Origin of the sequence: Bacillus sp. AF23 (genome assembly GCF_020861455.1) — a bacterium.
In the GTDB taxonomy this organism is placed as follows: Bacteria; Bacillota; Bacilli; order Bacillales; family Bacillaceae; genus Bacillus; species Bacillus halotolerans.
Genome location: NZ_JAJHVY010000017.1, coordinates 87886 through 102659, shown reverse-complemented (window position 1 = coordinate 102659; position 14774 = coordinate 87886). Strand labels below are relative to the sequence as shown.

The 14774-nt window shown below is 45.5% G+C and carries 19 protein-coding genes; all 19 read left to right on the top strand.

The genetic code is table 11. From position 1 onward, the window contains the following. Positions 1-8 precede the first annotated feature (8 nt). The 19 genes from LNN34_RS09270 (at position 9) to LNN34_RS09180 (ending at position 14774) form a co-directional block, all read left to right on the top strand. On the top strand, positions 9-836 hold the full coding sequence (locus LNN34_RS09270) for an XkdF-like putative serine protease domain-containing protein (protein WP_229043129.1): 828 nt from the start codon (positions 9-11) through the stop codon (positions 834-836). A 24-nt stretch (positions 837-860) separates the two neighbouring features. After that, positions 861-1796: a phage major capsid protein gene (locus LNN34_RS09265; protein WP_229043128.1), complete on the top strand. Its 936-nt coding sequence runs from the start codon at positions 861-863 to the stop codon at positions 1794-1796. A gap of 23 nt (positions 1797-1819) precedes the next feature. Next, positions 1820-2203, top strand: a complete 384-nt coding sequence (locus tag LNN34_RS09260) for a DUF3199 family protein (RefSeq protein WP_059336112.1) — start codon at positions 1820-1822, stop codon at positions 2201-2203. Then, complete coding sequence (locus tag LNN34_RS09255) at positions 2200-2556, top strand: YqbH/XkdH family protein (protein ID WP_044156246.1); 357 nt, start codon at positions 2200-2202, stop codon at positions 2554-2556. The genes LNN34_RS09260 and LNN34_RS09255 overlap by 4 nt, the downstream gene beginning before the upstream one ends. Continuing rightward, positions 2553-3041, top strand: a complete 489-nt coding sequence (locus LNN34_RS09250; RefSeq protein WP_044156244.1) for an HK97 gp10 family phage protein — start codon at positions 2553-2555, stop codon at positions 3039-3041. Before LNN34_RS09255 ends, LNN34_RS09250 begins: the two co-directional genes overlap by 4 nt. A gap of 12 nt (positions 3042-3053) precedes the next feature. Further along, on the top strand, positions 3054-3494 hold the full coding sequence (locus LNN34_RS09245; RefSeq protein WP_198097786.1) for a phage tail terminator family protein: 441 nt from the start codon (positions 3054-3056) through the stop codon (positions 3492-3494). 2 nt (positions 3495-3496) lie between these two features. Beyond that, positions 3497-3709 (top strand): hypothetical protein, encoded by a 213-nt coding sequence (locus LNN34_RS09240; protein ID WP_059336109.1) that lies wholly within the window; start codon positions 3497-3499, stop codon positions 3707-3709. Further along, entirely contained in the window at positions 3709-5109 is a 1401-nt protein-coding gene (locus tag LNN34_RS09235; protein WP_229043127.1) for a phage tail sheath family protein, read from the top strand. Before LNN34_RS09240 ends, LNN34_RS09235 begins: the two co-directional genes overlap by 1 nt. 1 nt (position 5110) lies before the next feature. Next, the gene (locus tag LNN34_RS09230; RefSeq protein ID WP_003220592.1) at positions 5111-5554 is read left to right on the top strand and encodes a phage tail tube protein; all 444 of its coding nucleotides are present in this window, start codon (positions 5111-5113) and stop codon (positions 5552-5554) included. 89 nt (positions 5555-5643) lie between these two features. Then, positions 5644-6090: a phage tail assembly chaperone gene (locus tag LNN34_RS09225; RefSeq protein WP_229043126.1), complete on the top strand. Its 447-nt coding sequence runs from the start codon at positions 5644-5646 to the stop codon at positions 6088-6090. A 41-nt stretch (positions 6091-6131) separates the two neighbouring features. Further along, entirely contained in the window at positions 6132-6269 is a 138-nt protein-coding gene (locus tag LNN34_RS09220) for a hypothetical protein (RefSeq protein WP_072566146.1), read from the top strand. Between the two features lies 1 nt (position 6270). Beyond that, complete coding sequence (locus tag LNN34_RS09215; RefSeq protein WP_416378571.1) at positions 6271-10509, top strand: transglycosylase SLT domain-containing protein; 4239 nt, start codon at positions 6271-6273, stop codon at positions 10507-10509. After that, on the top strand, positions 10502-11161 hold the full coding sequence (locus tag LNN34_RS09210; protein ID WP_044156239.1) for a LysM peptidoglycan-binding domain-containing protein: 660 nt from the start codon (positions 10502-10504) through the stop codon (positions 11159-11161). The genes LNN34_RS09215 and LNN34_RS09210 overlap by 8 nt, the downstream gene beginning before the upstream one ends. Positions 11162-11176: 15 nt before the next feature. After that, positions 11177-12154 (top strand): phage portal protein, encoded by a 978-nt coding sequence (locus tag LNN34_RS09205; RefSeq protein ID WP_103671559.1) that lies wholly within the window; start codon positions 11177-11179, stop codon positions 12152-12154. Continuing rightward, entirely contained in the window at positions 12154-12420 is a 267-nt protein-coding gene (locus LNN34_RS09200) for a DUF2577 family protein (protein ID WP_024121076.1), read from the top strand. Before LNN34_RS09205 ends, LNN34_RS09200 begins: the two co-directional genes overlap by 1 nt. A 58-nt stretch (positions 12421-12478) precedes the next feature. Then, entirely contained in the window at positions 12479-12904 is a 426-nt protein-coding gene (locus LNN34_RS09195) for a DUF2634 domain-containing protein (RefSeq protein WP_024121077.1), read from the top strand. Then, complete coding sequence (locus tag LNN34_RS09190; protein WP_213418553.1) at positions 12897-13943, top strand: baseplate J/gp47 family protein; 1047 nt, start codon at positions 12897-12899, stop codon at positions 13941-13943. Before LNN34_RS09195 ends, LNN34_RS09190 begins: the two co-directional genes overlap by 8 nt. Further along, positions 13927-14505, top strand: coding sequence for a YmfQ family protein (locus tag LNN34_RS09185; protein ID WP_024121079.1), 579 nt, complete (start codon positions 13927-13929; stop codon positions 14503-14505). Before LNN34_RS09190 ends, LNN34_RS09185 begins: the two co-directional genes overlap by 17 nt. Then, positions 14502-14774, top strand: coding sequence for a hypothetical protein (locus LNN34_RS09180; RefSeq protein ID WP_101860753.1), 273 nt, complete (start codon positions 14502-14504; stop codon positions 14772-14774). Before LNN34_RS09185 ends, LNN34_RS09180 begins: the two co-directional genes overlap by 4 nt.

The window sequence follows — 14774 nt, the reverse complement described above, 5'->3', positions numbered from 1 at the left end:
TCAAGCAGGTGGCGCGGGAATTGAAAAATGCCAAAATCAGCTTTGTCAGCTATGTGGACAAGGCGGCAAACCAGACAGAATTTTTCTTTACAAAGTCAGCCGAACCTCCGTCATTTGAAAAAAAGGTTCGGCTGTTTACGAAAAGCGAGCAGGATGAACAAAAGCTCGTATACGGAATTGTGTATGAGCCTGATGTTCCAGATGCCCACGGCGACTATATGACCGCAGAAGAAATTGAAATAGCAGCGCATGGCTTTCTTGCAGACGCGCGGGAGATTGATATCAATCACAGCTTTGAAGGCGGCACAGGCGTGGTCGTTGAATCCTATGTGGCGCCCGATGATTTTATCATCGGAACAAAACGGATTACAAAGGGCTCGTGGGTGCTTGTGACAAGAGCGTCAGATGAGGTGTGGGAACAAATCAAAGCCGGCATCATCACCGGCTACAGCATGGCGGGCACTGCTGATGTATATGAAGAAGAACCGGTTGAAAAAGCCGGGTTCCTAAGTGTGTTTAAACAGCTGCTGGCCGACAAAACAGGAAAGGAGACTGAAGAAATGAGGAAAGAAGACATGAGGGAATCAATCGAGCATGCGCTGTATCCGTTGCTCAAACGGCTGGAGACAATTGAAAAAAACACAGAAACAGAGGAAAAACCGGAGCAGACGGGAGATGACGAGCGCCTGAAGAAGCTCGTTGAGGACATGATTGCCCCGCTGATCGAACGCATTGAGGCTCTGGAAAAAGCTCGGGGAGCCTCTAAACAAACGGCGGACGATGCGGCCGGCAATACAGAGCAAGTCAAAAAATCAATCTGGAGCGGACTGCTGTAAACCAGTCAAAGAGGAGGAAATCAATTGAGAAATCAAGAGATCATTCGGAAAGCGGAAATGTCGCTTTCTGCTTTAAAAAGCGGCGGGCTCATGAACCCTGCACAAGCATCAGCTTTTATCCGCATGGTGCAAAACACGCCGACGATTTTCAGTGAATCCCGCGTGATTCAAATGGAAAACGATTCGCAAAAATTTGAGAAAATCGGCTTCGGCCAGCGTATTTTGCGCGCGGCTCAAGAAGGAAAGGCGCTCACAACAGACGAGCTGGCGGTTCCGACGACAAGCACTGTCCAGCTGAACACAAAGGAAGTCATTGCGGAAATTAACATTACGTACGACACGCTCGAAAACAATATTGAAAAAGACGGACTGCAGCAAACGATCATGCAAATTTTAGCAGAGCGCGCGGCAGTTGATATTGAAGAGCTGATCGTAAACGGAGATACTGCATCAGCAGATCCATACCTGGCGCAGCTGGACGGCATCCGTAAACAAGCAGTGTCCCACATCGTCGATATGAACGGTGAAGAACTGTCGAGAGCGACATTTAAAAAAGGCTTAAAGGCTGTTCCGCCGAAATATTTGCGCATCCCTCAGGAATTCAGATTCTATACGTCGCACGGCTTAGAAGTTGAATGGAAGGACCGCGTGGCGGACCGCCAGACAAATCTTGGGGACCAGGCTGTTCAGGGCGGCTTGTCCACAGCATTCGGCGTACCGGTAAAAGGGGTATCCAATATTCAGCCGTACGCAGTCGGAGAGGGAGACGCGCAATATGATGCGTCCGATATCATTCTGACACATCCGAAAAATATCATTCTCGGCTTCTCACGCAATATTCGAATTGAAGTCGACAAGGATATCCGCTCCCGTAAGTTCATCATTGTCTTAACGGCGAAGCTGGACAGCAAGTTCGAGGAAGAGGATGCCTGCGCTAAATTAATTAACGTAAAAGAATAATCGAAATGGGGTGGCCAGCTTATATGCTCATCGAACCGACGGACGTTGCCGCCTATTCGGTCTATGACCAGGTGAAAAACAGGCCGGAAGAACTGCTGGCGCAGGATATCATCGAGGCGGAATCGGAAGCGGCCCTCATTACAGGGCACAGCTTTACAGACAGCATCTACGACCCGCTCCCTGAAAAGGCGAGATTAGCTTTGCTGAAGCTCGCCCAATATTTTGCGCTAGTAAACAGCGACGAATCAGCCGCATCAAGCTATCAGTCTGAGAAAATGGGGGATTACTCCTACACGGTTTCAGGTGAAGCCGGCATTCAAAAGCCCGATGTATATCATTTGCTGGAAGAGTTTATCGCACCGGACTATGTTCCGGAGTCCGCCAGATTGAAGGTGCGGTCGTTATGAGTTATCAGCAGATGCTGATTCATCGCTGTGATATTTATCATGAAAAAGCGCAGCCGCCGCCGGCGGGACGATTCGGAATTCCGGCGGACAAGCTTCAGCCGGTATTTTCATATCCGAATACACCCGATGAAGAAAATGTCCCTTGCTACTTTACAGAAAAAACGCAGCAGCTGATTCAGGAGGAGCCTGATCAAACCGTGTATCACAGCTTTCTTGTCCATTTTCCAGGCTCTGCGGATATCCGGATGAACGACAAAATCATTTGGCAACACAACAGCTATATTCTGAAGCTGCCAAAAAAGATCAGACACCATCATTGGGAAGTCATCGCTGTCAGAGATGAAAGTCTATGAAGATAGCGGGACTTAAACAGCTGAACGCATCGTTAAAAGGAGCGGCATCTGGCGGTTTTTCCCGCGAGGCGTCCCGGTGGCTTGAAGAGTGCGGGCAAGATTTTCTGGAGATCGTACAATCTGAACTCATCAGCACGCAAACGATAGATACAGAAAAACTGCTCAGCTCCTTTCAGAAAGGCTCAGAGGACAACCTCTGGAAGATACAAAGCGGCGGACTCTCACTTGAGGTCGGGACCCAGCTTGAATATGCTTCTTTTCTCAATGACGGCCACTGGACGTCGAAAGCGGACGATGTGAGATGGGTGCCGGGGCATTTTCAAGGCTCACGGTTTAACTATGATCCGGCTTCTTCCACAGGCATGGCGCTCAAGAAAAAATGGATACCCGGCACGAGCTATTGGGAGCATGCACTGCTTCTATATGAACAGCTGTTTGCAAAATCAATGGAACATAAATTGCGCCAGTGGCTGAAAAAGATGTAAAGGAGGAGCCGGATGAACAGCGAAACAGGATCGATCATGGCTTTTTTGTACAGCCAGTGGTCTGTTCCCATTTATGAAAGCGAGCTGCCTGATCAGTTTCAAGTGCCGTCTTTATATGTCCCTGCGCCATCTGTTTTTGAAGAAACAGATACAGTCTCCACATTTAAAAAAACCTACAGTCTCAATGTGAAGCTGTTTCATCTTGACTCCGTACAGGCGCTGGATGAAGCGGACAGGCTCGCGGATGCCATCAGAGAAGCGAGAAATATAGTTCCGCTGCTCAGTGAATCCGGTGACGAGACAGGAGATATGCTTCGTATCACCCGAATTGAGACGAGGGTGGGAGACAGGGGCGAGGCGGTCATGGTGATCAGGTGGAGCAGCCGATATTATTATCATAAAACAGAACAGCCTGTCTTACAGGATATCGATATGAACAGCGGGGTGAAATAGCGGTGGCAAAGCAGAAACAAGCGAAGGCTGTACATACAGAGAGCCGGGAAGCTCTTTTTGATACAGCGGATTTGATCAAGCACGCAAAGGAACTGTTCGGCGTTAAGCCGGAGATCCTTCAGGGGGCTTTATTTGGCGTGGACAAAACACGCCTGACGAAATCAGAGGCAAGTCAATTGATACAAACATTTTTAACTAAGGAGGTCATGCAATAATGAATGGCGGAACATTTACAGCAGGAAAAGAAAAGGACCGTGCAGGCATTTATTTCAATTTTAAAACGACGGCACAGGAACGGGTGTCACTTGGTGAACGGGGGACGGTCGCACTTCCGGTCGCATCAAGCTGGGGCGAAGCGAAAACATTCGTCTCCATTTCAAGCGTGGAGGATTTAAACAAAAAAGTGGGTCTCAGCATCGACGATCCATCTTTATTACTGTTGCGTGAAGCGAAGAAAAACGCGAAAACGGTATTGATGTACCGCCTCACTGAAGGCGTCAGAGCATCTGCCGATATTGCCGAAGGCGTTAAAGCGACTGCTCTATACGGCGGATCAAAAGGGAATGACATCATCATCCGCATTAATAAAAATGTACTGGATGCAGCGTCATTTGATGTCACAACGTATATGGATGAATCAGAAGTGGATAAACAGACTGTCAAAAAAGCTGAAGAATTAACAGCAAACGGCTATGTGACATTTACCGGAACAGGAGATCTTTCCTCTTCAATTCCGCTGACTGGATCAGAGGGAGACGCGGCTGCCGAGACGCTGAACGCATCTGCGGGAATCCGTTTATCCGGCGGTACGGATAAAGCGCCGGTCAACTCAGACTATACTGATTTCTTGGCTGCGGCTGAAACGGAGAGCTTTGATGTCATCGCTTTGCCGGTTGCAGAAGGAGATCAGCTGAAGGCGACCTTTGCCGCATTCATTAAGCGTCTGCGTGACGGACAAGGGCAAAAAGTCCAAGGGGTAACAGCCAATTACAGCGGTGACTATGAAGGCATCATCAACGTGACAGAAGGTGTGCTGCTGGAAGATGGAACAGAAGTGACACCGGACAAAGCGACGGCGTGGGTAGCCGGCGCAAGTGCGGGAGCAACCTTTAACCAATCGCTGACATTTGTGGAGTATGAAGGCGCCGTTGATGTCTTAAACCGCCTTGACCACGACGCGATTGTGGAACGCTTAGGCAAAGGCGAATTTTTATTCACATTTGACGCCCGCGATAAATCGGTAAGCGTAGAAAAAGACATTAACTCACTTGTCACGTTTACGGCTGAGAAAAACAAGAAGTTTGCGAAAAACAAAATCGTCCGTGTACTCGACGCCGTCAATAACGATTTAACACGCGAGCTGAAAGCATTAATCAAATCAAGAAAGGGAAGCGGAAGCGACATCCCGGCCTCTGAAGACGGGCTTCAGTATGTGAAAACGATGATTACGCAATACATGACAACACTTCAGGATGCGGGCGGCATTACCGGTTTTGATTCTGATCAAGATATCACCATTTCAATGAATGAAGACCGTGACGGCTTCTTGATTGACCTCGCTGTACAGCCTGTCGACGCAGCAGAAAAATTCTACTTTAATGTGGAGGTAAACTAATATGGCATTAAAAGCACAAAACACGATTTCAGGTAAAGAAGGACGCTTATTTCTCGATGGTGAGGAAATGGCGCACATCAAAACGTTTGAAGCGAACGTCGAGAAAAACAAGTCTGAAGTAAACATTATGGGCCGCCGCATGACAGGCCATAAAACAACAGGCGCAAACGGAACAGGCACAGCGACGTTCTACAAAGTCACATCAAAATTTGTAATCCTTATGATGGACTACGTCAAAAAAGGCAGCGATCCTTATTTCACCCTGCAGGCTGTGTTAGATGATAAATCTTCCGGAAGAGGAACAGAAAGAGTCACGCTTTACGACGTAAACTTCGACTCCGCAAAAATCGCCAGCCTCGATGTCGATTCAGAAGCATTAGAGGAAGAAGTTCCGTTTACATTTGAAGACTTCGACGTGCCTGAAAAGCTTTCTGACACGTTTTAATCAAAACTGAACAAGCCATAAACAGACCTTTCTCAGAAAGGTCTGTTTTTAAATGATGAAATCAATTTAAAGATAAGGGAGTTTTTTACATGAGCGAGAAGAACGAAAACGTATATGATATTTCCTTTTTTATGCCGGGAAAAACAATCGAAGCCGAAGAAATCAAAGTGCCGATCTCTAAACGTTTTGTTGATAAAAAAGGAAATATCGTACCATTTATTTTCAAAGCGATCACGACAGAGCGCATTGACGAACTGGAGAAAGAAACAACAACTTATAAAAATGTAAAAGGCAGAGGCCGTGTAAAAGATTTAGACAGCCAGCGCTTTTATGCCCGAATCGCAGTGGAATCGACAGTTTATCCAGACTTCCGTTCAAAAGATCTTCGAGAAGCTTACAAAACGGCCGACCCGGTAGAAGTAGCGAAACGTGTCCTGTCTGTAGGAGGCGAATACGCAAACTGGCTCAACAAAGCAATTGAGATTAATGGATTCGAAGATGAATTAGAAGACCTGGAAGAAGAAGCAAAAAACTAATAAAAGATGGGCATAAAGAAGCCGTGTATCTCTATTATGCGATGCACGAGCTTCATTATTCTCCATCAGATTTATTAGAACTGTATGAAGCGCCCAGAAACTTTAAGGCGCTGTTGTATGGGCTGATTGGGTATAAGCTTGAATTAATGGAAAAAGAATCGAGGAAAGGAGGTACATAATATCGCTAAATTGACAGCTCGTTTTGACCTGGAAGATAAAGTTTCTAAAAAGTTAAAACGAATTCATAAAGGGTTCCAAATGGTCGAAAAAAAGGTGAAAACCATTAATCGACAAATCAAAATCAGTATTAAGGCAGAGGACCAAGCCTTTTACAGATTGAGGAAGATCAATGACTATATTGTTTTGAAATTCGCAAAATCACTTGAAGTTAAAGTGGTTCTTGATGATCAGGCTACTGCCGGGCTTAATGTTATTGAGCATAAGCTGAAACGGCTTCCGAAAGAAAGAAACATTACTGTAAATCTAATTGAACATGTAACAGATGCTTATAAAAAAATAAGAAAAATGTTGAGCGGAAATCAGTTTTCAGTCGGTCTTTTCGTCAATAATCAAATCACCCCAGCTACAAAACGAATATTGGGATATTTGCAAAAGAACCTTAAAAACGGGTATTCAGTTAAATTAAAAGTGATTGATGAAATAACAAAAACCGTTAATCGAATTACAGCCCTTTTAAAAGATTTTGAAAAAACATATACAGTTAATATTATCGCTAAAGAAAAATTAACTGCTGATAAGATCAACGAGAAGAAACCGGAAGAGAAAAAGAACTGGTTTATGCAAACATTAGAAGACTTCGGAACAGCTTTTAAAGATAAAGTGATAGAAAAGATTCTTGACTCGTTATTTGAAAAAATTCCTTGGTTTAAAAAAAATGATAATGAAGAAAATACCCCAAATCATGCGCCTGGGAATACGCAGAGTAACGAGAAAGTTGATAAACGCAACACCGGGCAGAGATGCTGTTGCTGCTGCTGTGGGTGCGGAGGTAATAGCTCTGGAAGCAAAACCAACAAAAGATATAAAAAAAGAAAAAGTCCGACAAGTGCAAGGACTTCAGGACGAACACTGAGAGTTCCAGGCGAGGTATTACGAAGACGTCAGAGCGGTGCATCAGGAGAAAATGCCACAAGTGGAAGGAATTCTGGTTCTAAGTTCAGAAACTGGCTCGGAAGCATGAGGTCCACTGCCACCGACTCATCAAAATGGGGGAAAGTTTTAACGCCTTTAAAAGGTTTGGGGAAATTCGCGAAAGGTATCCCCCTTTTGGGAACAGCATTAGCGGCAACCGATTTGCTCGGGATGAACAAAGAAAATGCAGGTGAGAAAGTTGGTTCTTTCGCCGGGAATCTTGGTGGAGCTGCGGCAGGCGGAGCCGCGGGAGCCGCTATTGGTTCTGTTGTCCCTGTTGTCGGCACTGCTGTTGGCGGCGTTGTCGGTAGTATTGCAGGCGGTATAGGGGGTTCTGATTTAGGATCCTCTATTGGCAAATGGTTTGATGATGGCGGCGCTTCAAAAGCATGGGATGGAATTGTAGACGGTGCAGGAAATGCCGTCGATTGGATCGAGGATACTTGGTCTGATTTTTCGGATTGGTTTATGGATAATGTCTGGACCCCTGTTAGTGATTGGGCCGGAGATAAGATTGATAAGATCACTGACAAATTCGAGGATGCTAAGAAATGGCTAACTGATACCTGGAATGACGTATCATCCTGGTTTGTGGATAACGTGTGGACACCTATTTATAACACGGCAGTTCCGATCATAAATTTAGTAGTAGGTGCCTTTTTATTTGCCTGGGATGGTATCCAAGCTCTTTGGAAGATTGTTTCAACTTGGTTCATGGATAATGTCTGGAATCCATTAGTTGACGGTGTCACTGATGCTGCTGATTGGATTTGGACAAAAATAAATGACGCCTGGACTTGGATCTCAGACACATGGTCCACTGTATCAACTTGGTTCATGGATAATGTCTGGAATCCGATTAGTAATGCAGTGGCAACTGTTGCCGGATGGATCCAAGCACATATTGATTATGCGCGAATCTGGATCCAATTAAAATGGCTTCAGGTGGCAACTTGGTTTTATGACAATGTCTGGAACCCAATCAGTACAGCTGTTAGTAACGTAGCAAATTGGATTTGGACGAAGATCAACGAAGCATGGACTTTTATTTCAGAATTATGGTCTACAGTCTCAACTTGGTTTATGGAAAATGTGTGGACGCCGGTAAGTGATGCTGTCACTAATGCAGCAAACTGGATTTGGACAAAACTTAACGAAGCATGGACGTGGATATCTGACAAGTGGAGTGCAGTTTCGACATGGTTCAGTGAAAATGTTTGGAACCCAATTGTCTCAAAAGTGGAAGATGCCAAAAAATCCATTTCGGAAAAATTTGAGTCAGCTATAACAGCAGTTAAAGACGCTTGGAAAGGTATTGAGGATTGGTTCCAAAAAAATGTGGGTGATCCGTTAGGGGGAATAGCTGACGGAATTAAGACGAAGTTTGAAGATACCTTCTGGTGGGTCATTAAGCTAAAAGGATTAGCTGACGCCGGAGGGGAGATCATAGGCAATCTTATAGGGAGAGGTGAGGAAGCTACTGGATTAACAACAAAGAAATCCGGTAAGTCTTCATCTGGTAAAAATTCTAGCGGTGGAGGAGGAATTGCTGGTCTTGTCCAGTCTCAGTCATCAGCGCCAACAAGTATTTTTCCTAAACAAAAAAGCGTTCTTGAAACTGAAACGAACGCGACGGGCGGCTATATTACGAAACCAACCATTTCATGGATTGGTGAAGCGGGTAAAGAGTTTGTGATCCCTGTTGATAACAACAAAGGCCGTGGTAAAATGCTTCTTTCTCAGGCAGCTTCAAAACTGGGGATGAGTGTTGTTGACGACATGGCTTCTGCTTCATCCGCAGGCGGAGAATCAGCAGTTTCTCCATTAGCCGGCGCAGCATCAGTCACTGCTACAGTATCTCCTACAGTTGATACTTCGAGTCTTAATGAACAGGCTTCTTCTTTCGGCCAACAGTTCACTCGGGGTTTTGATCAAGGTATTGAGGATAAAGTTGTTTCGATGTCCACTTGGAAACAGAAAAACGTTGGTCAGCCTATGAATAATTTGATTTCCTACTCTCCGAATTACGGAAAACAGGTGGTCAATGGTTATGCTAATGGTCAGAACAGCACAGCAACCGGAACAGACGGCTTTTTACAATCAAAAGTCAAAACACCGTTCCAAGCTACTGTAAACAAATCCTCCTCATGGGGAAGCAGTACAATCAAAGGATTTACTTCAGGACAAAATAGTTCCCAAACCGGTACTGATCAATATGTAAATACACATGTGAATAAGCCGTTTTTGCGATCTAAAGAATCATCAAACGGCTGGGGAACCGGCATGATCGGGAATTTTGTTTCAGGCATGACTTCAAAGGCAAGTGAAGTCCATGAAGCCGCCAAGGAACTCGCGAAAAAAGTTGAGACGGCTTTCCGTGAAGAATTAGATATCCATTCGCCTTCTCGAGTTATGATGAGTCTCGGTCGCTTTGCATCTGTCGGGGTAGTAAAAGGATTGGATTCTGTCGATGTGAAAAAATACGCTGAAAAGCAAGCCGGTTCACTTGCAGCTGCTTATTCCGGAATGGGTGCAGTAGGGGGAAATGTGAAGCAGTGGCTTATGGCTGCAATGATGGCCACAAAGACACCATTAAGCTGGCTTCCAGGATTGATGACGATTGCTCAGTATGAATCAGGAGGCAACCCGAACTCTATTAACCTGTGGGATAGCAACGCGAAGGCGGGAAATCCATCACAAGGACTCATGCAGACAGTCCCGACTACATTTAATGCTCATAAAGCACCGGGCATGGGTAACATCAAAAATCCGATTCACAACGCTGCTGCAGCGATCGGCTATATCAAAAGCAGATACGGCTCAATTGATAATGTACCTGGCATTAAAAGCCTGAAACGTGGCGGTCCCTATGTCGGTTATGCCAACGGCGGACTGATCACAAAAGAACAAATCGCCCGTGTCGGTGAAGGAAACAAGCGGGAATGGATCATTCCGGAGGAGCGAGGCATACGCGGCCGCTACCTCCTTCAGAGAGCAGCGCAAGCTCTGGGTATGGAAGTGACAGATCCGTCTCAATCCCAGCAGTCTGAGCTTTCTTCAGGCCAAGTCTCCGCTGTTACTTCGGCAAGCCGGCCAACGACAGCGGTATCCGGATCAAAAGAAATTTATATTCAATTTAATGGTGACCAGCACTTCCATAATGGACAAGACGCCGAAAGTCTTGCAGCGAAAATCAAGCAGGCGCTTATAGACGAACTGCAAAAGGATATCAATATTGGAACGAAGGGAGTCGTTGCATTTGACTAAATCCGTATATGAATTTTGGATTTCACAAGGGAAGGACAAGCTGCGGCTCCCCGTACTTCCCGACCAGCTGAATATTTCAAATACGGTTCAGAATGAGACGGTTAAAGTAGCTAAGTTCGGTGACCTTACATTTATTGACGAACAGGGAGCGAAAGAAATTTCGTTCTCTTCGTTTTTTCCGAAGAAATACAGCCCGATAGCTGAATATCAAAACTTCCCGTCGCCGGAAAACGCGATAACAAAAATTGAAAAATGGATGAAGGCCAAAAAACCGGTCCAGTTTTTGATTACGGGAACTAAAGTGAACCTGACTTGCAGTGTTGAAGGTTTTTCCTATAGCGAAGGCCAGCAGGATATCGGTGATCGCTCGTTTGATATTCAATTAAAAGAATACAAAACCGCTTCCCCCCGAAAAATCAAGCAAAAGAAAAAAACAAAGGCAAAACGTCCGTCAAAGGCCTCTCCGAAAACCTATACAGTGAAAAAGGGAGACACGCTATGGGACATTGCTGGCAGATTTTACGGGAACAGTACGCAATGGCGCAAAATTTGGAACGCCAATAAAACAGCCATGATTAAACGAAGCAAACGAAATATCAGGCAGCCGGGCCATTGGATTTTTCCCGGTCAAAAATTAAAGATACCGCAATGAAACAGGTGATGTATGATGATAGAATTGTTCGTCATTAAAGATACAGAATGGCTTGAGCTGGTAGCGGAAAGCGTGTCGCTGGAGGGACACCGATATCAAGCGCCGCGCTCCATAGAAGCGACCATCGTCATCAAACAGGGCGACCAGACGTATTACAGCGTCACAGAAGGAGATACCGTCTTGTTTAAGTGGAAGGGAAAAGAGCTTTTCCGCGGGATCGTCTTCGCCCGAACGCCTGATGAACATACGCTTGCCTTCAGTGCGTACGATATGCTGCAATATCTGGTCAAAAATCAGGATGTGTACGTGTTTTCCAATCAGCGTGCTGACCAGATGATCAGGAGGATCGCCAATGATTTTCAAATTCCGACAACCTCTATTGCGAACACAAGTCATACGATCAAAAGCCTTGTGATTAAAAATGATACGAGCCTGTACGACATCATATTGAAGGCTTTAAAACAGACAAAGAGCCAGACGGGACGGAATTATCAGCTGTATTCAGAAAAAGGAAAGCTCGGTCTGCGCGCTTGGCCAGATCCGTCGGAGATATGGGTGCTGGAAACCGGCGTCAATATTACGGGCTACCAATACAGCACGTCTATAAATGATACCGCAACACGGGTGGTGCTGCGCCGCCAGAAGGATAATAAGACGTATAAAGCGTCTGCGAAGGACAGTTCAGGCTTAAACAAATACGGCGTGCTTCAATATACGGAGACCGTAACAGACGAAATTAACCAGGCGCAGCTTCAGCAGAGGGCCGACGTACGACTTGCTGAAAAAAAGGGCGTAAAAAAAGAACTGAAAAATATTCAGGCCATTGGCATTCCAGAAGTACAGAGCGGCTTGCCTGTCTTTATATCCATTCCGGAGGCAGGTATCAAAAAAACCTATTGGGTAGATACAGACCGGCATGAGTTTAAAGGAACGAAACATACGATGACCATTGATGTTGTCGAAAAGAATACGATGCCGGAAGGGGTTTCCTGATGAGACTGAGTGAAGCCATCAAACATTTGGCCGTCGGTGCGGTTGATGCTGAATCTCCGGTGGAGCTGCTCCCAGCTGAGGTGGTTTCGGTTTCTCCTGTTGAAATCAAATTAAAAGAAAACAGCAAACTGATTATACCGGCTGACGCCCTCATAATCCCAAAACGGATGCAGTCCGGAGGAGATGATGCACTCGAGCTGGGGGATCGCGTCATGACTGCAGCTCTGACAGGCGGACAATCGTTTTTTATTTTAGATAAACTGTAAACAAAACCGCTTCGGATGAAGTGGTTTTTTATTTAGCATGTATAAAGGAGTGGGCATCATGGCCCTGACACCAGAAGTGGAGTTTGAGGATATTGAAGATGACGGCGAAGTCATTGAAACCTCGCAAACCTACAAAATAGATTTTGAAAACGGAAGAATTACAAATGAGCTGATTACCGGGCTTGAAGCAATCAGACAGTTTGTGTATATCGCCTTACAAACTGAACGATATGCGTATTCAGTTTACAGCCATAATGTCGGAAATGAGCTTCAGGACGTGCTTACAGATCATGAGACGACTGATGCCTACAAAAAAATGGAGATTCCAAGGCTCATAGAAGAGGCACTTGTTTATGATGACCGTATTTCCGCTGTAACAGACTTTGAGATAGAAAAACAAGGCGATGCGTTTCATGTTTCCTTTGTAGTCGAGACAGATGAAGGATCGCTTGAGATTGAGGAGGTGATTGGCGAAGATGTTTGAGGATCAGACCTTTGAAGAGATTATGGAGCGTATGCTGAACAGCATCTCCGCAGATATTGACACGAGAGAAGGCAGTGTTATTTATAACGCATTAGCCCCGGCGGCAGCCGAGCTTGCGAAGTCGTATATATGGCTTGATACCGTGCTTGAGCTTGTGTTTTCTGATACTGCGCAAGGAGAGTTTTTGGACCGGCGCGCTGCGGAAGCGGGGATTGAACGGACAGCTGCAACAAAGGCCGTGAGAGCAGGGGAGTTCACAGCTGGCGTCAGAATTCCTGAAGGCTCCCGCTTCTATGTGGACAATCTTTATTTTCAATATACAGGAGACGGGACACTTGTATGTGAAACGCCGGGAGAAGCAGGAAACGCCAATCTGACCGGACGCAATCTGTTGTCACTGGATACCATCCCGGGATTGGAAAAAGCGATTGTCAAAGAGATTCTGATTCCGGGGCGTGAAGAAGAAGGAGACGATAGTTTAAGAGAACGGTATTTTACGAGGGTTCGGCGTGAGGCTGTCAGCGCCAATAAAATGCATTATAAAGAGTGGGCTGAAGAAGTGGACGGTGTTGGAAAGGCAAAGATCTTCCCGCTTTGGAACGGAGAAGGGACGGTTAAAATTGTCGTCACGAATGCCAACCTTGAACCTGCTTCTGAAATCTTAATTCAAAAAGTGAAAGACTATATTGACCCTGAGCCCGGTCAGGGCGAGGGGCAGGCGCCAATCGGAGCCGTTGTCACAGTGGAGAGCGCGGTCTGGAAGGAAGTTGAGATTTCTGCCGAGGTGCTTCCAGAAGTCAATCACTCGATTGATGAAGTAAAGACAGAAATTCAAGAAGGCGTTTTAAATCTCTTTAAGAAAATGGCATTCGAAGATAACATTATCCGCCTTTCTCAAATTAATAACATCGTCTATAATTCGCCGTCTGTCAGTGATTATTCAAATATTAAAATCAACGGCACTTCCGAAAATTTAGTGCTGAGCGACGTAGAAATCCCTAAGCTTGGGCAGGTGAATATCATTGAGCAAACAAGATGACATGATTTCATATCTGCCGCCGTTTCTCACCAGCTTAAAAGAAATGTCGGAGCTGCTGAAAGCGGAAGCACCTGAGTTTGATCAGCAAAATAACAGCATATTTGATCTGACAGACCAGTTATTTGTCCCGACAGCAACATGGGGGCTTAGCCGCTGGGAAAAGATTTTAAACGTGCCGCGGGAATCGGGAGACACCGATGAAATCAGGCGATTACGGCTCATTTCGAAGATGTCGAACATCCCGCCGATCACCTACAGGGCCATTGAGCAAGCGGTGAACCGTTTCTTAAAAAACCCGTCGGCACAAGTCCGCCTGCTGCCCGGTGAATACCGCTTTAATGTAGACATCAATATTGATGATCTCCAGCACATGAATGAGCTGATCGAAGCATTGGAAAATATGAAGCCGGCACATCTGGCGTATACGCTCAGAGGCGGATTAAATGAGACGCTCCAAATAAAGGACACAGTCATCCTGAATCACCGAAGATACCGAACAGCCAATGAGCTGAAGGTCGGTTATTCTGTCACCCTTAACAATAATGAGGTGGTCTTAACTTGATTTCAACCATATACAGAGAACGTACAGCTGCCGATCTGAAAAGCAGGATTCATCACGTGCTGCTTAACGGCCAAGAAACAGAAATAGTGGAGCTCGCCATTGAAGGAGCAACAGTGACCGTTCTGACAAAACGTGAAGAAGACATCAAACATATAGAAACGGTACAAATTTTAGACGAGCTGGGCAACATCATTACAGAAAGAAAAACAGACCTGGACGTCAGTGAAAACAGAACACTCGATTTCAGATTTACCTTTGAGGTGGTGTAA